Genomic DNA, 21,638 nt, shown 5'->3' on the forward strand with positions numbered 1-21,638 from the left:
CGAAATACTTAGTAATTGCTGATCAGCTCATCCAGTACCGCCTGATAGTGAATAGTAATGTCATCTTCCAGAATCTTGTAAGCATTGTCGAACTGTACCATTGGCCAGCCTTCTTTCCAGAATGGGAAAATATTATGCAAGTCGTGAGTCACAGTCGCATCTTCACGGGTAATGGCCTGTGCAATTTGTGATAAAACCTGTGCTGTTTCGGCACCATCAATAGCTAAGTAATCAATGCCGTGCGCTTTTAAAATACGAATACGGTCTTTTTTATAACGAATTTTTTTACTTTGCGCTTCATTTAAATGCAGGGCCAAAGTGACAGCTTCAACAAACTTGCTTTCAAAACTGGCATTTAAAGCAACCAGGGCATTTTTATGTGCCTCTTGACGACCAGCTTTACCCCCATTACGGATCATCTCATTCGCTTCAGTATTTAGCACATCGCTTTTCATGGACTGTAAAATGTCTAAAATTTCGATATCGCTTAAAGATTCAGGAGATTGATCAGTCATGAACTGTCCTTGGACAAAAATAAGAAAGGGCTATTTTCGCATAATTCCTCACTGAATACAGGAATAAAATTAAGCTCCCGAGTCGATTCATCATTTAGCGGTTTAAAACATGACCCTAAGATTAAGTAAATTGGCGCAATACATCTCAGCCATTATAAATATGCTAAAAACTCATGCCTGCATGTGAAATAAATAGAGCTTAGCCTTGAAATAAGGAATCTGTAATTTTCTGATTTTTCTCTGTTAAATGCTTTCAAATCCTTTATATTAGCTCTAATTTTTATGTTTCTTTAATTCTTATGATCAGTAATAAACAAACGGCAATTTTTTTAAATCAATTGCGGGAACAGTACCCGGCAGCATTTAAAAGAAATTATTTGTTTTACAGCATGATCAAAACTAAAGGAATTTTAGATGAACTGAAGGAGCTAATTCCCTGGGTTCTCGCCGCAATGATTTTTATCTCGCTTTCAATGAGTTTGGGTCATTTCATCGCTAGCCAATTTCCGCAATTTAATGTTTTTCGTGCCCAAGGCATTGCTGTTTTAGCCATTATGTTGTTGTTTATGCTTTATACGCCCGTGGTCATCAAACAGATCAAACATAGCTCCACTTCTTTATATCAGCAACTTCGCCATACTCCGGTTAAACTTGCGGTACTCATTGTGCTACAAACCATCAATATCGCTTATATTGAAAGTACAGTTTTACACATTATTCTTTTTTTCTTTGCCTTGAGTTTTGGTTTTGTCCAGTTTTACAAAGAAAATATGTTCCGTGAAGGTACACAAAACGAGCAATATTTTTACCTGCAAGAAACCCGCCGCATTTGTTTTTGGGCTTATAAGCAGGTATTAAAGATTCAGTTAAAAAGCCTATTCATGAGAAAAAACTCACCTGCCCTTCATAGGCTACAACAACAAGAAAAACAGTTTATCGATTTGCATATACAGCTGATTCGTTATGAAAATGAACTGTGCAAAACACACAAGCATATAGATGTCGAAACCTATTTGGATAGCTTGATGTAGATGACATAACCATTTTAAGAGGAAAAGTTTAGTCAAAGCCCTATTTTATAGCGATAAGCACATGAATTGATTGAAAAGAAAGCAAATACATGGAAAGATACTTGCTAAGTTTTATTTCCTCCACTATTATGGCGCACATGCCCGAGTGGTGAAATCGGTAGACACAGGGGATTTAAAATCCCCCGCCCACAAAGCGTGCCAGTTCGAGTCTGGCCTCGGGCACCATTTTAATATATATTAAAGTGGTGCGATAAAAGATCCAGCAATAAGCTGGTTTTTTTATGCCTGAATAATTTAATTATCGTAAACCAATAAAAAAGACAAAATAAAAATGAAGCGAAATAAAATGTATTACCTACTGTATATCAGCCTGTTTATATTGATGAACGCAAGTTTGACTCACGCAATAATAGCGGTTGAAAACTCACAGAGCCAAAAGGTTTATGATTTATTTTCTGGTACCGTTCACGAAGAGCATGGACAACTTGTTTTAACTCATTGCACTTTAGCTAAGTATGCCTATCCCCTGCACTTTAATCATCCAGAAGATGAAAAGCAGATTAAAAGCTTGCTGCGGAAAGCCCCGAACTTTTGGCTCAATTTAAGAGCACAGGCTTATACTGAAAACGAGAGATTTCATTTAATCGTAGATGAGATAGCCGAAATTCATCTTCAGGCCAGTTGCGTTGCCATCTAAGCGATCTTTTGCCTAGTCCGGCCAAACTTTAAATATACAAAACTAACAAATAGAGAGTGACTTACCACTCTCTATTCGATACCAGTTCTTCCATTTCAATATCCATATAACCGTTATCTTGCACTACCATCATCATGGCTTCAGCAATATAATCGGCTGCCGTATCATCCAAGGAAGAATCCAAATCCTCAAATTGCGGTTTCATCTTATTGATTAGAACCACAGTTTCAGCAGCAAAATGATAAATTTCAGCTTCAGATAAATCAGGCTTAGCCACCTTCTTTGCAAACTGTTTTATGGCCTGCTTGACTTCAGCCACAAGAATATCGGGATAATATTCATCATCAAACATCGGGAGAAGTAAATCTTCAAACATACAACACTCAAAAAAGACATGCATTAACGCGAGCTTGTATAACACAAAGCAACAAAATTACCAAACGCTACAATAAAAAAGGTGATTTCCCCCATTTTTATTTACATGTCTTTGAAGCAATTAAATATGAGTCAACAATTACACCTTAAACTAAAAAAGCTCGATACCGTATCGAGCTTTTTTATATACCTAGGTTATACACCCAGATTATTCATCGCCTGCCATACTTTAATGGCATCACTCATTGCCTTGACGTCATGTGCTCGTACCATGCAGGCCCCCTGTTGAATACTAAATAAATGAGCAGCAACAGAACCCATCGCACGATTTTGAGCATCCGCCCCACCCAGAGCTTCACCAATAAAGCGCTTCCGGGAAAGTGCCGATAAAATTGGATAACCCATATCATTCAATTTATAAAATTCATTTAACAGCTTCAAATTTTGCTGTGCATTTTTAGCAAAACCAAAGCCCGGATCAATCACAATATTTTCAGGTTTTACCCCAGCCTGTATTGCATCATCTACTCTCTGCTGTAGCTCTTTAATCACATCAGTGGTTACATCATCATACTGGTCTAAATTATTCATGGTGGTAGGTTCGCCACGCATATGCATAATAATTACAGGAATATTCAGCTCAGCAGCGGTTAGCAAGGCATGAGGACGGGTTAATGCACGCACATCATTCCAGATATGCGCCCCTGCTTGAACAGCAGCTTTTATCACTTCGGGTTGTGAAGTATCAATTGAAATAATGACATTATGCTTAGCCAATTCTTCAACTACAGGCACTACACGGCGTATTTCATCATCCACCTCCACCACAGAAGCACCGGGACGAGTTGATTCCCCCCCAACATCAATTATGCTTGCACCATCCTCTATCATCTGCAAGGCATACGCTATGGCTTGGTCTTTGGTATTATGCTTTCCGCCATCACTGAAAGAGTCTGGAGTGACATTCAGAATCCCCATCACGTGGGGCTGAGACAAGTCCAACTTCATTTGACCACATTGCAGCATTCGATTAGGTAATGGCATCAATTGCATTATATTTCTCCTTCAAGCAATCCGGCTATTCTAACAACTCTACAATTTTACAGTCTGAAATCTTTTCAGACACAACTGCCTTATCCATAAAAAAAAGAGCCTCATTTGAGACTCTTTTTTCTAACCATCCAACTTAGCTCGCTGGTAATGGTGGAGGAGTTGCAGGACCATCTGTTGGTGTTACATCAATCACCGGATTTTCAGCAACATACACTTTAGGTGGTTGTGGTTCACGACCTTCCATGATGTCACGGATTTGGTCACGATCAATGGTTTCCCACTCCATCAACGCTTTCACCATGGCATGTGCGATCTCTTTGTGGTTTTCCAGAACCTCACGAGCAACTTTATACTGTTCATCCAGAATGCGGCGAACTTCGGCATCTACCTGCTGTTGCGTTGCTTCAGAAATAGTCCGACTACCGACATTTCCAAAGAAACCGTTCTGGTTTTCATCTTCATAAACCATCACACCCATTCGGTCAGACATACCGTATTTAGTGACCATTGCACGTGCCATTTTGGTTGCACGTTCAAAGTCATTTGAAGCACCGGTCGACATTTGGTTAATGAAGACTTCTTCAGCAATACGGCCACCAAACAAAATCGAAATTTCATTCAGCATCTTGTCTTTGTAATGACTAATTGCATCTTGTTCCGGCAACTGCCAAGTCACACCCAAAGCCCAACCACGCGGCATAATGGTCACTTTATGTACAGGGTCAGTACCCGGCAAAATTTCAGCCACAATCGCATGACCGGCTTCATGGTAAGCAGTAGCACGACGTTCTTCTTCACGAATCACCATCGACTTACGTTCAGGACCCATATAGATCTTGTCTTTAGCATCTTCAAAGTCATGCATGTCGACTGTGTTCTTGTTACGACGGGCAGCAAATAACGCTGCTTCGTTTACAAGGTTCGCCAATTGTGCACCAGAGAAACCTGGTGTACCACGAGCTAGCACTCTGACATCCACACCAGTGTGTGAAGGCAATTTTTTCAAATGTACATTCAGAATCTGTTCACGGCCTTTAATGTCTGGAAGACCTACCATCACCTGACGGTCAAAACGGCCTGGACGAAGCAAGGCTTTATCCAGTACATCTGCACGGTTAGTAGCAGCGATGACGATAATACCCTCATTGCCTTCAAAACCATCCATTTCTACCAGCATCTGGTTGAGTGTCTGTTCACGTTCATCGTGACCACCGCCAGTACCTGAACCACGGTGACGACCGACTGCATCAATCTCATCAATAAAGATAATGCATGGGGCATGGCGTTTTGCCTGTTCAAACATGTCACGTACACGTGATGCACCGACACCCACGAACATTTCGACAAAGTCAGAACCTGAAATACTGAAGAACGGAACTTTTGCTTCACCTGCAATCGCTTTGGCAAGCAAGGTTTTACCGGTACCCGGAGGACCAACCATCAATACGCCTTTAGGAATACTTGCGCCCAGACGTTTAAATTTAGATGGATCTTTCAAGAAATCTACAATTTCAACAACTTCTTGTTTAGCTTCATCACAGCCAGCAACATCGCTAAAGGTGACTTTAATCTGGTCTTCAGACAGCATTTTAGCTTTCGATTTACCAAAGCTCATCGGACCGCTTTTACCGCCTGCACCACCACCCATGTTGCGCATAAAGAACATGAATAACAAAATGATTAAAAGTACAGGGAAGCTAGCGATAAGAAGTTGCATCAACAAACCTTGACGTTGCGGTGCAGTCCCTTCTACAACAACATTATGTTTAATGAGATTTGGCATCAGTTCCGGGTCTTGAACCGCAGGACGAATACTTTCAAACTCTGAACCGTTTGTTTTTTCACCACGAATTCTTTCGCCATCAATGGTGACTTGCTTAATTTGACCAGCATTCACCGCTGAAACAAACTCTGAATAATTCATTGCAGTCGGTTGATTGCGGTCACTGATGTTACTGAAAATCAGAATCAGCACACCCAGTATAACCAGCCACAATACGGCATTCTTGAAGAGATCGCTCAAAGCTTTATTCCCATATCAATCTAATTTGATCATGCCCAAAAATGGGTGACCTTAATTTAAGCTGAAGATCAGCTTTGCAATATTTTAAAAATGTACAAAATGCACAATTTTTAACGTCTTGGCAAGTAAACTTTATGTAGAGGCCTTCTTACGACCTTGCCCGATTAAAAATACTTCTTTAGAACGGGCACGTGAAGCGGCAGGTTTTGCCGTCTTCAATACATCAAAGCTATCTACAACTTGTTTACGAAATTCGTCAAATCCGGTGCCTTGGAAAACCTTGACGATAAATTGGCCTTTCGGTCCTAAAACCTTGTTGGCAAAATCTAAAGCCAGTTCACACAAGTAAATTTGACGCGGTTGATCTACAGCCTTATTACCTGATGTATTGGGGGCCATATCCGAAATTACAACGTCTACAGTCCTTCCGTTTAAAATATTTAACAATTTTTCAAAAACTTCTTCCTCACGGAAGTCACCTTGCAGGAAGGTCACATCCGGCAAGGCATCCATAGGTAAAATGTCGGAGGCAATTAACAAGCCTTTGTCACCGACTAATTTACCTGCAATTTGTGACCAACTGCCGGGTGCCGCACCCAGGTCAACCACAGTCATGCCTGGTTTAATAATTTTGTATTTTTCTTGAATTTCAAGAAGCTTATAAGCAGCACGCGCACGATAACCTTCCTTTTGTGCTCTCTTTACAAAAGGATCATCCAAATGCTCGCGCATCCACTCTCGACTACTTTTTGACAACTTCTGGTTGGTAATGCGTGTCGCCATAACTCTCTAAATAATAAAAAACTTCTAATAGGTGATTGTACGTGAAAAACATAGGCCTTGCAGTATACATCTGTATCTAAATCCAATCTTTGAAAGGTTTTTTTCAATAATTGAAATCGATTATTTCAACAGAATATAAAGCGTTTAAACTTGGCATTTGTTATACTAAGCCGTTTTTAAAATTAGGTTATCTTTATGGCGGCTTTATCTATTCAGGAACGTAAACGTTTACGTCAAATCGGACATGCATTAAACCCGGTGGTTATGCTGGGTGATAAAGGTTTGACTGAAGCTGTGGTTGAAGAATTAAACCGCGCTTTAAACGATCACGAATTGATTAAAGTGAAAATTGTAGCGGAAGATCGTGAAGAACGCGCATCTTTAATCGAAGATCTTTCAGCTCAGACTGGTGCTGAAGTTGTTCAAAAAATTGGTAAAATTGCGCTGATTTATAAAAAAGCGGCAAAACAGAATGCCAAATTATCCAACTTGGTTCGTCACGCTCATTTGTCTAACTAAGCAGATTTCATGGCAAGTTACGAACTTAGCGCCTTTGATCGTCGCTTTCAATCGATCTCCCTGGTTGCTGCAATTGAACAACAAAGCCCATATAGCTTAAATGTGGGCTACTGGTTACGCGACCCCAACCAGTTCATACAATGGCCTGAACTGGTTCAAGACTACCCTCGTCAAGATTTCTTATGGGAACACACCTGTTTTGAAATTTTTATTGGTGTACAGGGTGAGGATTTCTATCGCGAAATCAATCTGTCGCCTTCCCAGGCGTGGCAGGTCTATCAGTTTGAGGAATATCGCTATCCGGAAGATATGCCGCCGCAAGCCACCGATGACATAGAACTGAACCAGCTTAAACGCACACATTATGGTTTAAATGTGAGCCTTGATTTAACCGAGTTTATGTTAAAGCACAAATTGCAATGGTCAGATTTGTTTCTGGGCTTAAGCGCTGTACTCAAAACCTCGCAAGGCGAACAATATTATGCCATGCAACACAGTAGTCCAAATGCGGACTTTCACAACAAGCGTGATTGGCTACATCAGTTCTAGAGCATAGCAGCAATATTCAAACAGTAAAAAAGTGAGGCAAAATACCTCACTTTTTTATGTCTTCAATGTGTACCTGAAGAAAACTAGCATAGGGTCCTTCCTCGCCAGTATAAGTAGACATGTCTACTTATATGTCAGCTTTTTAAAGTAGGTTCCTGATCCGACTTCACTGACACCTTTTTCCACACATCTAAAGTATGTTCTTTAGAACGTTTTAAAGTTTCAGCCAGATGATCTTTATGTTTCACTGAAATTTGGCTGACATCGTCTTTTAACTCTTTGCCAAGTTTCGATAAGTCTTCAATCACCGCATTAAATTCAGCTTTTACGAACTCTTTCAATTCTGCCAAATCTTTCTGTGAAAAATTGAGTTGCTTTTTAATGGTTTCAATACGCTGAAAAAGGTCTTGTTTTAAACTTTGAATCTGCTCTTGAACATTTGCCTGTACCTCCTTTGCTTCTGCTTTTACATTCTCAGTAGATTCTGTCACCGCTTCTGTCACTTTTTGCTGTGCTTCTTTAGATGCCTGTTCCAACTTGTCCGCACCTTCTGCAACCACTTCCTTTAAGGTAGTTTTTGCTTTTGTTGGCTTGTGTTCTAAGGTCATGATCTTTTTTCCTATAGTTATTACATGAGAGCTCTAGCGTATTCCGTTTTGATAAAATTTAAGTTTTGATTTGTTAGACAATTCTAATTTGCTTACATTTTACATACATAGATGCAGAAACAGACTTTAAGCCAAAAAGCAAGGGATTTATCTCATACTTTTGCTGTAAAGCCGTTGGACTTAAAGGCTATTTCTGCGTATAATGCCGTGTTAAGTTCAAGCGAGCAGACAAGGAGGATAGGTTTTATAATAGCCTTCCTTTTTTTTCGTCTACTCGCTTTTTTACAGCCTAAATTTCAGGAGCTTTGGTTTGAGCACCCCAGCAATTTTAGCCCTTGCCGATGGTACTATTTTTAAAGGTACTTCAATTGGCGCATCGGGTAGTACGACTGGTGAAGTCGTTTTCAACACTGCCATGACTGGCTATCAAGAAATTTTGACTGACCCTAGTTATGCACAACAACTTGTCACCCTAACTTATCCTCATATTGGTAATACAGGTTGTAATGATGAAGACGCTGAGTCAGGTCGAATTCATAAAGTTTGGGCCAACGGATTGATCATTCGTGACCTTCCTTTATTGCATAGCAACTTCCGTGCTGAGCAATCACTTGGTGATTATCTTAAACAACACAACGTTGTGGCTATCGCAGACATTGATACTCGTAAACTCACGCGTATTCTGCGATCTAAAGGTGCACAAAACGGTTGTATCCTTACTGGCGAAAACGCTACAGAGGAAGAAGCTTTAGCTAAAGCCCGTGCTTTTGGCGGTTTAAATGGTTTAGACCTTGCTAAAGAATGCTGCGACCCTGAAGGTTTTGAATGGACAGAAGGCTCTTGGACTCTAGGCAAAGGGTTCTCTCAACCTGAACTTAAATTCCATGTTGTTGCATACGATTACGGTGTCAAAACCAACATCTTACGTATGCTCGCGGATCGCGGTTGTAAATTGACTGTTGTACCTGCTGAAACTCCTGCAGAAAAAGTCCTTGCTTTGAATCCGGATGGCGTGTTCCTGTCAAATGGTCCCGGCGATCCAGCAGCATGTGACTACGCAATTGAAGCTGTAAAAACAATTGTAGAAACCACTGAAATTCCAGTATTTGGTATTTGTTTAGGTCACCAGATTCTTGCACTTGCCTCAGGTGCAAAAACTGTAAAAATGCCTCACGGTCACCACGGTGCCAACCATCCTGTACAAAATCTTGAAGATGGTACAGTGATGATTACTTCTCAAAACCACGGCTTCGCAGTAGATAGAGATACGCTACCGGCTAACTTGAAAGCAACGCACAAATCACTGTTCGACCAAACCTTGCAAGGTATGCATCGCACAGACAAACCTGCGTTCAGCTTCCAGGGTCACCCTGAAGCAAGCCCTGGTCCACATGACTGCGCACCATTGTTCGATCATTTCATCGAACTTATCGAAGCATCTAAGAAGTAATTAAGGAAGCATCATGGCTAAACGTACAGACATTAAAAGCATCTTAATTATCGGTGCAGGTCCGATTGTGATCGGTCAGGCATGTGAGTTTGACTACTCAGGTGCTCAAGCGTGTAAAGCGCTTCGTGAAGAAGGCTACCGTGTTATTTTGGTCAACTCTAACCCAGCAACCATCATGACTGACCCGGCTATGGCAGATGCAACTTACATCGAGCCAATTACCTGGCAAACTGTAGCTGCAATCATTGAGAAAGAACGCCCAGATGCAGTTCTTCCAACCATGGGCGGTCAAACTGCATTGAACTGTGCCCTTGCCCTAGACGAGCACGGCATTTTAGAAAAATACAATGTTGAATTGATCGGTGCGACCAAAGAAGCGATCGAAAAAGCTGAAGACCGTAAACTCTTCGACCAGGCAATGCGTAAAATTGGTCTTGAATGTCCAAAAGCTGATGTTGCTGAGTCAATGGAACACGCGCTTGAAATTCAAGCACGTTTCGGCTTCCCAGTGATTATCCGCCCATCATTCACCATGGGTGGTTCTGGTGGAGGTATCGCGTATAACCGTGAAGAATTCATTGAAATCTGTGAACGCGGTTTCGATCTTTCTCCAACTAAACAGTTATTGATTGATGAATCACTCATTGGCTGGAAAGAGTACGAGATGGAAGTTGTTCGTGACAAAAACGACAACTGTATCATCGTATGTACAATCGAAAACTTTGACCCAATGGGCGTGCACACAGGTGACTCAATCACTGTTGCTCCTGCTCAAACGCTTACAGACAAAGAATTCCAGTTACTGCGTAACGCTTCTTTAGCTGTACTTCGTGAAATTGGTGTAGAAACCGGCGGTTCAAACGTTCAGTTCGGTATTAACCCGAAAGACGGCCGTATGGTTGTGATCGAGATGAACCCTCGTGTTTCTCGTTCATCTGCATTGGCATCTAAAGCAACTGGTTTCCCGATTGCGAAAATTGCTGCGAAATTGGCTGTGGGTTACACCCTTGATGAGTTGAAAAACGACATCACTGGCGGTACAACACCTGCATCATTCGAACCTGCAATTGACTACGTTGTTACCAAAATTCCTCGTTTCAACTTCGAGAAATTCCCACAAGCGGACGCAACTTTAACCACGCAGATGAAATCTGTAGGTGAAGTGATGGCGATTGGTCGTAACTTCCAAGAGTCTATGCAAAAAGCGCTTCGTGGTCTTGAAGTGGGTGCTTGCGGCTTTGATGAAAAAATCGAAGTGGGTACTGAAGGCGCGAAAGAAAAGATCCTGCAAGAACTTAAAGTTCCAGGTCCTGAGCGTATCTGGTACGTAGGCGATGCATTCCGTCACGGTTTCACCCTAGACGAAGTATTTGCTGCAACAAATATTGACCGCTGGTTCTTGATCCAGATCGAAGACATCATCAAAACTGAAAACCAAATCAAAACTTTAGGTTTTGGTGACTTAAATGCCGACAATATCCGTGCATTTAAACGTAAAGGTTTGTCAGATCTTCGTATCGCTGGCTTGATGGGCATTTCACAAAAACAATTCCGTAAACACCGTTGGAACCTGGGTGTGACTCCAGTTTACAAACGTGTAGATACCTGTGCCGCTGAATTCGAATCTGATACAGCGTACATGTACTCAACTTACGATGAAGAATGTGAAGCGAATCCTTCAACTCGCGACAAGATCATGGTCATCGGTGGCGGTCCTAACCGTATTGGTCAAGGTATCGAGTTCGATTACTGCTGTGTACACGCTGCCCTTGCCATGCGTGAAGACGGTTATGAAACCATCATGGTGAACTGTAACCCTGAAACGGTTTCTACAGATTACGACACTTCTGATCGTTTGTACTTCGAACCAATTACGTTGGAAGATGTACTTGAAATCGTGCGTGTCGAGAAGCCTAAAGGCATTATCGTACAATACGGTGGTCAAACACCTTTGAAATTGGCTCGTGCTTTGGAAGAAGCTGGTGCGCCAATTATCGGTACATCACCTGATGCGATTGACCGTGCAGAAGACCGTGAACGTTTCCAACAAATGATTCAACGTCTGCAACTTCGTCAGCCGAACAACAGCATCGTAAAATCTGCTGAAGAAGGTATGGCTGAAGCGGCGAAAGTTGGCTACCCACTGGTGGTGCGTCCTTCTTACGTTCTTGGTGGTCGTGCGATGGAAATCGTCTACAACGATGACGAATTGAAACGCTACCTACGTGATGCGGTTCAGGCATCGAACGAAGCGCCTGTTCTTCTTGACCACTTCCTAGATGATGCCATCGAAGTTGACGTGGACTGCGTATCTGACGGTAAAGACGTTGTGATCGGCGGTATCATGCAGCACATTGAACAAGCCGGCATTCACTCAGGTGACTCTGCATGTTCGATTCCTCCTTACTCTTTATCTCAAGAAGTACAGGACGAAATGCGTCGTCAAACGATTGCTATGGCGAAAGAGCTTGGCGTAATCGGTTTGATGAACGTTCAGTTTGCGGTTAAAGGCACTGATGTTTACATTCTTGAAGTGAACCCACGTGCGTCTCGTACTGTACCGTTCGTTTCTAAGTGTATCGGTGAATCTTTGGCGAAAGTTGCTGCACGTTGTATGGCGGGTCAATCTCTAGAATCTCAAGGATTCACTTCAGAGATTATTCCTGAACACTTCTCTGTAAAAGAAGCGGTGTTCCCATTCAACAAATTCCCTGGTGTTGACCCAATCCTTGGCCCTGAGATGAAATCGACTGGCGAAGTGATGGGTGTAGGTAAAACATTCGGCGAAGCATTCTACAAAGCTGTACTAGGCGCGAATGAACGCTTACCTGGCCTTCCAACCGAAGGTGAAGTGAAGCATGCATTCATCTCTGTACGTGATTCTGACAAGCCTCGTGCTGTTGGTATTGCGAAGCAGCTAGCTGGTTTCGGCTTCAAAATCCTTGCGACTGGCGGCACGTATGACGTGATTAAAGCAGCAGGTATTGAATGTGAACGTGTGAATAAAGTAACTGAAGGCCGTCCAAATATTGTTGACCGCTTGAAAAATGGCGAGATTCACCTCATTATCAATACAACTGAAGGCAAACAAGCTCAGCAGGATTCATTCTCGATCCGCCGCTCTGCTCTTCAAGGTAAGGTGTATCACACAACAACTTTGAATGGCGCAGACGCTGTATGTCAAGCTTTAGCAATTAAATTGCCGATGGATGTTTACCGCTTGCAAGACCTTACCAAAGGTTAATTAAGTTACCGAGAAGTCCCGCTACCTCTCGGTGGCGGGCTTTTTTTATTTATAAACCAGCTGTATTTTTTTTAATTTAACTTAGAGGGACAACAATGCAACGTTATCCTATGACTCCTGAAGGCAAAATTGCCCTAGAGAAAGAATTACACCAACTAAAAAGTATTGACCGTCCACGTATTACTGCAGCGATTGCTGAAGCACGTGAACATGGGGACTTGAAAGAAAATGCAGAGTACCACGCAGCGCGTGAACAGCAAGGCTTTTGTGAAGGTCGTATTCAGGACATCGAAGGTAAACTCGGTGCGTGCCAAGTCATTGATGTAAAAACACTTGAGCAAAATGGCCGTGTGGTTTTTGGTGTAACGGTAACGATTGAAAATATCGACACAGAAGAACAGAAGACTTACAAAATTGTTGGCGATGACGAAGCGGACTTTAAGATCAACAAGATCTCAGTAAACTCTCCGATCGCACGTGGCCTGTTGGGTAAAAACGAAGGCGACGAAGTGAAAATCGTTACTCCGCAAGGCGAAGTTGAATACGAAATTGTTAAAGTTGAATATATCTAAGTTTTAAATAGATATTTTAGGCTGTAAGAACCCCTCTGATGAGGGGTTTTTTATATTCAGCCTTCTGCTACAGAAAGCTGAGTTCCAGCTTATTTTAAAAGTCCCGATGCAAATAACTGAAATGCATGTAATGCCTCAGGCAGGACCTTGTCAGGATGTTCACTCGAGGCGACCCACAGTGCCGCATTCATGGCAGCACTATTAAGCAATACTGCCGCTGCAATTAAATCGGAAGATTTATTCTTTGTCTCTGGACAAGTCGGTAGCCGTGAGGATGGCAGCCCCGAACCTGATTTCAAAAAGCAAGTGCAACGGGCTTTTGAAAACTTAGCTGCGACACTGGCAGCGGCAGGTTGTACTTTCGATGACATCGTGGATGTCACCACCTTTCATACCGACCCTGAGCAGCAATTTGAAACCATTATGAAAGTCAAAAACCAGGTTTTTACACAAAAGCCTTATCCGAATTGGACGGCGGTTGGCGTGACCTGGCTCGCTGGCTTTGACTTCGAAATCAAAGTGATCGCTCGTATTCCTTCACAAGCCATTAAAATTAACCTCTAAGCTTTAATCTCCTGACTTTAACACGACTACAACCCTGCCCGATTGCAGTCCAATTGGGTATAATTCCTTGTCCTTTCAACCCATGATTCTTGTATGTCTGAAAAGTTAATTAATTCTCCTGTGAATCACTGGTGCGAGTTCGAATTCATCTCGAAAACGGTGAAGAATCCAAACATTCATATCAAGGGCAATTACAGCTATTACTCAGCCTATTGGGATCAGGGATTTGAGCGTTGTGTGGTGCGTTATCTGCATGACAAGCCCGCCACATCAGAAAAGCCTATTGATCAGCTCTATATCGGCAATTTTGTCTGTTTTGGTGCAGAATGCGTGATCATGATGGGCGGCAACCAGTTGCACCGTACCGACTGGATTTCAGCCTTTCCATTCGATACACGCAGTTTTGTGCCTGCTGGTGATACCATTATTGGCGATGGTTGCTGGATTGGCTCTCGTGCCATGATTATGCAAGGCGTAAAGCTTGGTGAAGGTGCTGTAGTTGCGACTGGCGCTGTCGTGACCAAAGATGTTCCGCCTTATGCAGTAGTCGGTGGCATACCTGCAAAAATTATTAAATACCGTTTTCCTCAAGAAGATATTGAAAAACTGCTTTCCCTTAAGCTCTATGACATGGATGAAAAGCTGTTTTTAAAAATGCGTGAGCAGTTGCAAACGGATGATGTTGATAAATTAGTAGAAAATTTTAACTTAATATTAGATTAATCAAAATATTAGAGCATTGAATATATGGATAAAAGATACCAAGTATTTGTTAGTTCAACCTTTAAAGATTTAGAAGAAGAACGCCAGCACATTATTCAAACATTAATGGAAATGGACTGTATTCCTGCTGGAATGGAATTATTCCCAGCTGCTGATGAAGAACAATGGGATTTTATCAAAAAAGTCATTGATGATTGTGATTACTACCTTCTACTTATAGGGGGCAGATACGGGTCACTTAGCCCTGAAGGTATAAGCTATACAGAAATGGAATATGATTATGCTGTTTCTAAAGGCATGAAAGTTATTGCATTAGTTCATGGAGAACCAAACAATCTCCCGCAGATAAAGTGTGAAAAAGATCCAGAACTACAGGAAAAATTAGAAAAATTCCGAGAAAAAGTTTGTACTGGTCGTCTAGTCAAGTTTTGGAAAAATGCAGATCAAATTTCAGGTATGGTTGCACTAAGCTTATCTAAAACCATTAAAACCTATCCTGCTATTGGATGGGTTAGAGCAAATTTAGTTCCAAGTGAAGATACTTCATCTGAAATTCTCAAGCTTAAAACCTATATAAATGAATTAGAAAGTAAAATTGAACAACTAAAATCCAAACCAGAAGGTTTAGAAAATTTATCACAAGGAAACGATACTTTTCAGATTAGATTACGTTTTTCGGCAAAAAATACTGATGCTATATACGAACAGCATGATATTAATCTAAGTATTAGTTGGAATAAAGTATTTAAGTATCTATCCCCAATGCTTCTTGATGAGTCAACGCAACAACAAATAGAAAATGATCTACCTAATATAATTAGGGCGTGTGGAGGCAAACAATTCGATGAATACCTTTCAGATCATGGTTTAACAGCTGATAAAAGTTTTTCTCTTTATAAAAATGAATTTAATATGATTATGGTTCAACTTAGAGCTCTTAAACTTATACAGCTAAGTAATAAGAAACACGCCCCTTCTGATACAAATATTTATTGGACATTAACACCTTATGGCGATCAACTTATGCTCGAATTAAATTCAATTAAAAAATCTAATTAATTATAATTTTCTAACTATAAAAAAAACCCACTCAATCAGAGTGGGTTTTTTCAGAATATGGTGGCTATGACTAGACTTAAACTTGTGCCCCAACATTATGAATGAAGCCTCCTAACCAACTGGGCTATCCTATAAATAACTCACCTATCTATTAATTTTCCCACCTAAACCTAGATGTTTCTGATCCCAAAGATCACGTTGCCAATTTTAATTGATCTGTTTCATGCATTTTTTAATTCATTATTAATAAGTTACTACATTTATGATATGACAATTTTAAAGAACTGTTCACATCTATTTTTACAAATAGTTGCAAATAAAAAATCTGCTTACAATTTCCTCAGACTTTAGTTTTAAGCCCGCTAGTTTTTAAACAAAATCATGATAGATTAAATTATAAAATTGTTTTAGGGAATAAATTATCCCCATGAAATTACTAGGTTTTATTTTAATAGAAATACAGCTAGTATCAAATTTCAAACGTTTTTATTGAACAAGAAGTTCTAGTCTTAATACGATACATTTTAGTAAGGATTATAAGGAGAAATACACATGGCTTATCAAAATATCTTAGTACCAGTTGACGGTTCAGAAACAGCTTATGCAGCAGTGGCTAAAGCAGCTGAGTTTGCTAAAGCATTTGGCAGTAAAATTACAGTAGTTCAAGTTTTAGCACTTGATCCGTATATCGCAGCAGAATACATTTCTGCTAGCCAAACCAATGACTTGATTGAACGTGCTCGTAATGCGATTGTTGATTCGCTAGCAGCAGCAAAGGCAAAATTCAATGAACAAGGCCTTGAAGTGGAAACTAAACTTCTTGAAGGACAAGTGATTCATCGTGAAATTGTGAGAGCTGCTGAAGATAGCCATGCTGATTTGATCATCATTGGTTCACATGGTCGTACAGGTCTGAAAAAACTGTTCCTGGGTAGCGTTGCTCAAAGCGTACTCGGAGAATCTCATATTCCAGTGCTGATTGTTCGCCAATAATATTCCCTTATATTTCCCATCTTTAACTAAAGGTGGGAAAATTTTATTCTGATCATCTACAGTTTCTATCAACTATTCATCCACTGATATTGTTTTAAATTAATTTTATCTCCAATCACCATTACCCCTTCTGCCACTAATTTTAATCGTTGAATATTTTCTCCGCTTTCATTTAATTTGCTTAGGCTAATTTTTCCTTGAGAATTGATAACCCTATGCCAGGGAATTTCCGCCTCTGCATCCAGATGTTTTAATACATAACCGACTAAACGCGCATGTTTGGGCAAACCTGCCATACGGGCAATCTGTCCATAACTGGCCACTTTAGCATATGGAATTAAGGCAACCACTTGCAGAATTTGACGCGCCAACTCATCACTGGAGCGACCTGAATGTTCTGGCATATAAGCTCCTTAAATCATCCCATTTAAACTTTCAAGCTATAAAAAAAGCCCGTTATGAGCTTCTTTTATTTGTGTTTTACACTTAGAAATTATCCGGACTTTCCAAACGTTTCACGACTTGCACCTTCTCTGGATTATGCATGACTGCAACACCATCTTCGGCTTTTTTATCAATTAAGGCATCCGGGTTATATACGGTAATAGTTTCATTGCCGTTGGCATCTTCACCAACAATATACTGAAAGCCTTTGCGGTTCATTTTATGACACAAGCGTTGATACCAGCCCTTAAAACCCGTGGTTTCTTCATTAGGATTATAATAAAAGGCATTCATGACCGCAGGCAAACCCAGTCCACAGACTACGCCGGAAAGTAAAACGGCAATAAAGGTATAACCGACCAGGATACTGCTGTACTCACTGAGTTCAGGAATATTCGCCACCGCCAAAATCAATGCCAGCGAGATTCCGCCACGCACCCCACCCCATGATAAAATTGCCAGACTGCCATTATAGCTTTTGTTTCTAAAGTTCGGGAAAAATGCAAATGACAGATAGTTGGCAGCAAAGCGCGAAGCATGCAGAATAAGGAACGCGACAATACCGCCCAGAATTAAACTAATGCTTAAATCCAGAATAAACAGTTCCAAACCAATCAAGGTGAACAAGAAGGAATTGATGATTCCTTCAACCGTATGCCAGAAATGGTTGACTTCACGAATTTCACGTTCCTGTAAAATTTCTTTCCACTTATTCCCAACCACTAAACCGCCAATCACACAGGCAATTGGTGCAGAGGCATGGGCGAATAACGCCACCAAGTATGAACCACAAGCCAGTAATGCAGTGGTTAAAATCAGAGATTCCATTTCGTGTTTGCCACGAAGCAATCTTAAAATGCCCAGACCAAAGCCCCAGCCAATAATTACGGCCACCACAATCTCGTAAAGCAAAGTTTGCAACGTACCCACAATGGTAAAATGTTCACCCTGCAATACATATAATAAAGTCATGAATACGGCGATACACATGGCATCATTAAACAGTGATTCACCTTCCAGTTTAACCATCAGGTGATGCGGTGCACGTACCGAACTGAGTACACCTTTAATTCCAATCGGGTCGGTCGCACCCAGTGCAGCGCCTAACAGTAAAAGCACCAGTAAATCGACATGCTTGCCAATTAGAAATTGATAGCCATATAAGGTGACACCAAAAAACACCGCACACAGCACCAGTGCAATACTGGCCAAAATACTGATCGGCTTCCAGTGGCTTTTTAAATCGGACACTTTAAATTTTAAAGCGGAAGAGGTTAGGATAAAACAGATCACACCATTGATTAAAAAATCATAGAAATCAATATGACGAACTGCTTCTTCAATATTGTGAATATTAATGGTGATGAACTTGTTGCCACTGAGTAAACTGGCACCCCATTGTAAAATAAAGACGAAAATTGCCGAAACAATGGGTACACCTATCGCCTGTGGGAAACCTAAAATACGCTTATTAAAAATAGTCGTTGCAATTGAAAGCGCAAAAATAACTGTAAAGACCTGAAGAAAAAAGAAATTTCCCATTAAAGTTCCAATTTGAGCGATTGATTGGAATAAAGCGAACGCATCCCACCATTTCCAAATAAATATTTAATTCAATACTATTTATTCACCGAATCAGTTTAACCATTTTTTCTTTAACCCACAAAATAGTTAAGTTTTTTTACATATTTTTAGCAATGATTTAACATAGCCCAAAATCCATTTATTTAGTATCTCCTCGTTTCTTTCATTTCTCTCTACATTAAGTTGAATTTAACCATGCATCAAACAGTTAAAACCATATTTCGGCTTTTTTTTGCAGGGATCATTTTTCTTATTACCTTGACTTTATTTTTGAGTATTTTTTCAAAAAGCCGAGAAATTATAAAAGCAGATCAAGCTTTTCAGTACGCCACGCAGATTTCCTTAAAATCTACACCTGACAAACAACTGGTGCTGGTCTCGAATAATCAACGCCCGGATCAGGCCATTTATATTGTGATTGCACAGAATGGTTATATTGCCAAATTAAACTGCCAGCATTATCTGCAAGATATTTGTACAGATGAATATAACCAGTCCCATACCCGACAAATCCAGCAATTAGAGCTATTAAAAGTAGGTCAGCAGCATTATATCCAGCAGGTTAGTTATCAAGATAGTCGCACCCAAAAGCAGCAGCAATGGTCTTATTCCAAACCGCAAATTCAGCAATTTTATCAGGCTGATATTTCAGATTTAAAATATCACCTGTTTAGCATGGCACTGTTTGCATTGGCAGCACTGTATGTATCGATTCGAATCATCCGAAACTTTAAACAGTTTATTCATGGTTAACAAAAAAGAGGATTTAATATCCTCTTTTTTAATGCTTCATTTCTATTTAAATGGCTTGATTAAAAGTATCACAATCGTTGATATTCCCCGATTTCAACCCGGTTTCAAACCATTTCATGCGCTGCTGGCTGCTGCCATGGGTAAAACTATCGGGTACCACCTGCCCGGTCGCACGTTTCTGTAAATAGTCATCACCAATCTTATGCGCTGCATCCATGGCTTCTTCAATATCGCCCTGCTCCAAGAACTGGGTACGTTGCTGGTTATGATGCGCCCAGATGCCGGCAAAACAGTCTGCCTGTAATTCCTGACGTACAGAAAGCTGATTGCCTTGCACTTCACTCGATTGGGCACGGGCCTTTTGCACTTGTGCCGAAATACCTAACAGCGTTTGCAGATGATGTCCCACTTCATGAGCCACCACATAAGCCTGGGCAAAATCACCAGCCTGATCCTGGCGGGACAATTCCGTGCTGTTTTGCTCACCGGAAATACCCATTTGCTGACGCATATCCTTAAAGAAAGCCGTATCGATATACACTTTCTGATCCGAAGGACAATAGAAAGGCCCCATGGCAGATTGTGCGGTACCACAGCCCGAATCCACGATGCCATTAAACATCACCAGTTTCGGTGCGGCATACTGCGCATTAAGCTGCTGCTGGAACACTTGACTCCAGGTATCTTCGGTATCTGCCAATACGGTACCGACAAAATCCATGGCTTCCTGCTGTTCCGGGGTTGGATTCTCCAGACCTTTGGTTTCGGCCGGTTGTGATTGTGAAGTGACCTGTTTGGTGGCCTGATAAGCCTGTTGAGGATCAACTCCAAAAAACTTCCAGGCCACGAATGCGACGATCAGCCCCAAGATACTAATCCCACCTGCTTTAGCTCCGCCACCACCACGACGGTCTTCTACATTGCTACTGATTCGACGTCCTTTCCAGCGCATAGTGCTTTTCCTTAGAATTAGCTCAATCTATTTTAGCGAGCTTTTTCATCATTAAGCCTGTTTTGACTTGGACTTCATCTTCTGAATAACGCTAAGCATAATTAAAACCAACAATCCAGCAACAAAACCAATCCCCAGATTAATTAAGGTCGGAGTCACTGCACCAATAATATTGCCCATTGTAGGAAGGTGTTGTACATAATCGACCGAATCTTCAGTGAAATGATGAAACCATGGAATGGTATGAGTAATAATTCCGCCCCCAACCAGGAACATAGCAATGGTTCCGACAATGGTCAAAGTTTTCATCAGTTTTGGGGCAAACGCCAGCAAACCACGTCCCACAGTTTGCTTGAAACTCGATGCCTGCTTGTTTAAGTACAATCCCAGATCATCAATTTTGACAATCATGGCGACAAAACCATACACCCCAATAGTCATAATAATCGCAATGGCTGAAAGCACCATAACCTTAGTACCAAAAGCAGCTGTTGCCACGGTACCCAATGAAATCACCACAATTTCAGCAGACAAAATAAAATCGGTACGAATCGCCCCTTTGATTTTTTCTTTCTCGAACTTGGCCAAATCAGTTTCAATGGCATTGAATTCTGCTTCAGCTGCTTCTTCCGTTGTGGCTTTTTTGTGCTGCACACTGTGCAGCACTTTTTCTACCCCTTCATAACACAGGAACAGACCGCCAATCATCAATAACGGATTGATAAGCCATGGCGCGATCACACTAATCAGCAAGGCCAGAGGCACCAGAATCAGCTTATTAATAAAAGACCCTTTGGCTACCCCCCAAACCACAGGCAGCTCACGCTCTGCACGCACGCCACTCACCTGTTGGGCATTGAGTGCCAGATCATCACCCAATACGCCTGCGGTTTTTTTTGCCGCCATTTTACTCATGACAGCAACGTCGTCTAAAACTGTTGCAATATCATCTAATAATATTAATAAACTACTCGCCATTCCTGTTATCCCTAAAGGTTATATCGGCTATTTTAAAGAGAAAGATTCAAAAAAACTGTATCCACATCATTAAATTGTTCTTATTTTTTCAATGATCTGTTTTTATAGTGCCTGACATTCAAAAACATTATGCCGTACAATAAGGCAATACATCAGCATATAAGTATGT

At 41.0% G+C, this 21,638-nt stretch carries 22 protein-coding genes, 1 tRNA gene and 1 pseudogene; 13 read left to right on the forward strand and 11 right to left on the reverse strand.

What is annotated here, in order from left to right:
• Positions 1-8: 8 nt before the first annotated feature.
• A complete protein-coding gene (locus GTU69_RS01995) occupies positions 9-515 on the reverse strand; it encodes a hypothetical protein (protein ID WP_166167448.1) in 507 nt (168 codons plus the stop codon).
• Positions 516-814: 299 nt separating this feature from the next.
• On the opposite strand from GTU69_RS01995, the gene GTU69_RS02000 reads away from it, so the two are divergent.
• The 3 genes from GTU69_RS02000 to GTU69_RS02010 all read left to right on the forward strand — a co-directional run bounded on the left by GTU69_RS02000 (position 815) and on the right by GTU69_RS02010 (position 2,243).
• Positions 815-1,546, forward strand: a complete 732-nt coding sequence (locus GTU69_RS02000; RefSeq protein WP_166167451.1) for a hypothetical protein — start codon at positions 815-817, stop codon at positions 1,544-1,546.
• 139 nt (positions 1,547-1,685) lie between these two features.
• Positions 1,686-1,771: transfer RNA gene (locus GTU69_RS02005), tRNA-Leu, on the forward strand.
• Positions 1,772-1,877: 106 nt separating this feature from the next.
• The gene (locus GTU69_RS02010; RefSeq protein WP_166167454.1) at positions 1,878-2,243 is read left to right on the forward strand and encodes a hypothetical protein; all 366 of its coding nucleotides are present in this window, start codon (positions 1,878-1,880) and stop codon (positions 2,241-2,243) included.
• 61 nt (positions 2,244-2,304) lie between these two features.
• Here GTU69_RS02010 and GTU69_RS02015 read toward each other — a convergent pair whose 3' ends face one another.
• The 4 genes from GTU69_RS02015 to rlmE form a co-directional block, all read right to left on the reverse strand.
• Positions 2,305-2,619: a DUF5713 family protein gene (locus tag GTU69_RS02015; protein WP_166167457.1), complete on the reverse strand. Its 315-nt coding sequence runs from the start codon at positions 2,617-2,619 to the stop codon at positions 2,305-2,307.
• 194 nt (positions 2,620-2,813) lie between these two features.
• Positions 2,814-3,671, reverse strand: a complete 858-nt coding sequence (folP, locus tag GTU69_RS02020; protein ID WP_205683422.1) for a dihydropteroate synthase — start codon at positions 3,669-3,671, stop codon at positions 2,814-2,816.
• Positions 3,672-3,804: 133 nt separating this feature from the next.
• Positions 3,805-5,694 (reverse strand): ATP-dependent zinc metalloprotease FtsH, encoded by a 1,890-nt coding sequence (ftsH, locus tag GTU69_RS02025; protein ID WP_166167460.1) that lies wholly within the window; start codon positions 5,692-5,694, stop codon positions 3,805-3,807.
• Between the two features lie 132 nt (positions 5,695-5,826).
• Positions 5,827-6,477, reverse strand: coding sequence for a 23S rRNA (uridine(2552)-2'-O)-methyltransferase RlmE (rlmE, locus tag GTU69_RS02030; RefSeq protein WP_086196272.1), 651 nt, complete (start codon positions 6,475-6,477; stop codon positions 5,827-5,829).
• 195 nt (positions 6,478-6,672) lie between these two features.
• On the opposite strand from rlmE, the gene yhbY reads away from it, so the two are divergent.
• Positions 6,673-6,996, forward strand: coding sequence for a ribosome assembly RNA-binding protein YhbY (gene yhbY, locus GTU69_RS02035; RefSeq protein ID WP_086199214.1), 324 nt, complete (start codon positions 6,673-6,675; stop codon positions 6,994-6,996).
• Positions 6,997-7,005: 9 nt separating this feature from the next.
• Positions 7,006-7,545 (forward strand): DOMON-like domain-containing protein, encoded by a 540-nt coding sequence (locus GTU69_RS02040; protein ID WP_166167463.1) that lies wholly within the window; start codon positions 7,006-7,008, stop codon positions 7,543-7,545.
• A gap of 134 nt (positions 7,546-7,679) precedes the next feature.
• Here the strand turns inward: GTU69_RS02040 and GTU69_RS02045 are convergent, their stop codons facing one another.
• Positions 7,680-8,153 (reverse strand): hypothetical protein, encoded by a 474-nt coding sequence (locus tag GTU69_RS02045; RefSeq protein ID WP_166167466.1) that lies wholly within the window; start codon positions 8,151-8,153, stop codon positions 7,680-7,682.
• A 310-nt stretch (positions 8,154-8,463) separates the two neighbouring features.
• On the opposite strand from GTU69_RS02045, the gene carA reads away from it, so the two are divergent.
• The 3 genes from carA (at position 8,464) to greA (ending at position 13,419) form a co-directional block, all read left to right on the forward strand.
• Entirely contained in the window at positions 8,464-9,603 is a 1,140-nt protein-coding gene (gene carA, locus GTU69_RS02050; protein ID WP_166167469.1) for a glutamine-hydrolyzing carbamoyl-phosphate synthase small subunit, read from the forward strand.
• 13 nt (positions 9,604-9,616) lie between these two features.
• Complete coding sequence (gene carB, locus GTU69_RS02055; RefSeq protein WP_166167472.1) at positions 9,617-12,847, forward strand: carbamoyl-phosphate synthase large subunit; 3,231 nt, start codon at positions 9,617-9,619, stop codon at positions 12,845-12,847.
• A 95-nt stretch (positions 12,848-12,942) separates the two neighbouring features.
• Positions 12,943-13,419, forward strand: a complete 477-nt coding sequence (greA, locus tag GTU69_RS02060; RefSeq protein WP_086196278.1) for a transcription elongation factor GreA — start codon at positions 12,943-12,945, stop codon at positions 13,417-13,419.
• Between the two features lie 89 nt (positions 13,420-13,508).
• Here greA and GTU69_RS02065 read toward each other — a convergent pair.
• Positions 13,509-13,640, reverse strand: a pseudogene (locus GTU69_RS02065) (TetR/AcrR family transcriptional regulator); the annotation flags it as partial.
• Here GTU69_RS02065 and GTU69_RS02070 point away from each other — a divergent pair.
• From GTU69_RS02070 to GTU69_RS02085, 4 genes are all read left to right on the forward strand, one after another.
• Complete coding sequence (locus GTU69_RS02070) at positions 13,609-13,983, forward strand: RidA family protein (RefSeq protein ID WP_166167475.1); 375 nt, start codon at positions 13,609-13,611, stop codon at positions 13,981-13,983. The pseudogene GTU69_RS02065 and the gene GTU69_RS02070 sit on opposite strands and share 32 nt — an antisense overlap.
• A gap of 93 nt (positions 13,984-14,076) precedes the next feature.
• Positions 14,077-14,706, forward strand: coding sequence for a CatB-related O-acetyltransferase (locus GTU69_RS02075; RefSeq protein ID WP_166167478.1), 630 nt, complete (start codon positions 14,077-14,079; stop codon positions 14,704-14,706).
• 24 nt (positions 14,707-14,730) lie between these two features.
• Positions 14,731-15,765, forward strand: coding sequence for a DUF4062 domain-containing protein (locus GTU69_RS02080; protein WP_166167481.1), 1,035 nt, complete (start codon positions 14,731-14,733; stop codon positions 15,763-15,765).
• A 552-nt stretch (positions 15,766-16,317) separates the two neighbouring features.
• Positions 16,318-16,758: a universal stress protein gene (locus GTU69_RS02085; RefSeq protein WP_166167484.1), complete on the forward strand. Its 441-nt coding sequence runs from the start codon at positions 16,318-16,320 to the stop codon at positions 16,756-16,758.
• A gap of 68 nt (positions 16,759-16,826) precedes the next feature.
• On the opposite strand, the gene GTU69_RS02090 is transcribed toward GTU69_RS02085, so the two are convergent.
• Positions 16,827-17,162, reverse strand: a complete 336-nt coding sequence (locus GTU69_RS02090) for an MGMT family protein (RefSeq protein WP_166167487.1) — start codon at positions 17,160-17,162, stop codon at positions 16,827-16,829.
• 82 nt (positions 17,163-17,244) lie between these two features.
• Entirely contained in the window at positions 17,245-18,744 is a 1,500-nt protein-coding gene (locus tag GTU69_RS02095; protein ID WP_166167490.1) for a cation:proton antiporter, read from the reverse strand.
• 237 nt (positions 18,745-18,981) lie between these two features.
• On the opposite strand from GTU69_RS02095, the gene GTU69_RS02100 reads away from it, so the two are divergent.
• A complete protein-coding gene (locus GTU69_RS02100) occupies positions 18,982-19,539 on the forward strand; it encodes a hypothetical protein (protein ID WP_166167494.1) in 558 nt (185 codons plus the stop codon).
• 46 nt (positions 19,540-19,585) lie between these two features.
• On the opposite strand, the gene GTU69_RS02105 is transcribed toward GTU69_RS02100, so the two are convergent.
• A complete protein-coding gene (locus GTU69_RS02105; RefSeq protein ID WP_166167497.1) occupies positions 19,586-20,491 on the reverse strand; it encodes a neutral zinc metallopeptidase in 906 nt (301 codons plus the stop codon).
• 51 nt (positions 20,492-20,542) lie between these two features.
• Positions 20,543-21,469 (reverse strand): DUF808 domain-containing protein, encoded by a 927-nt coding sequence (locus tag GTU69_RS02110; RefSeq protein WP_166167500.1) that lies wholly within the window; start codon positions 21,467-21,469, stop codon positions 20,543-20,545.
• Between the last annotated feature and the right edge of the window lie 169 nt (positions 21,470-21,638).

It is taken from the genome of Acinetobacter sp. SA01, from assembly GCF_011319235.1.
In the GTDB taxonomy this organism is placed as follows: Bacteria; Pseudomonadota; Gammaproteobacteria; order Pseudomonadales; family Moraxellaceae; genus Acinetobacter.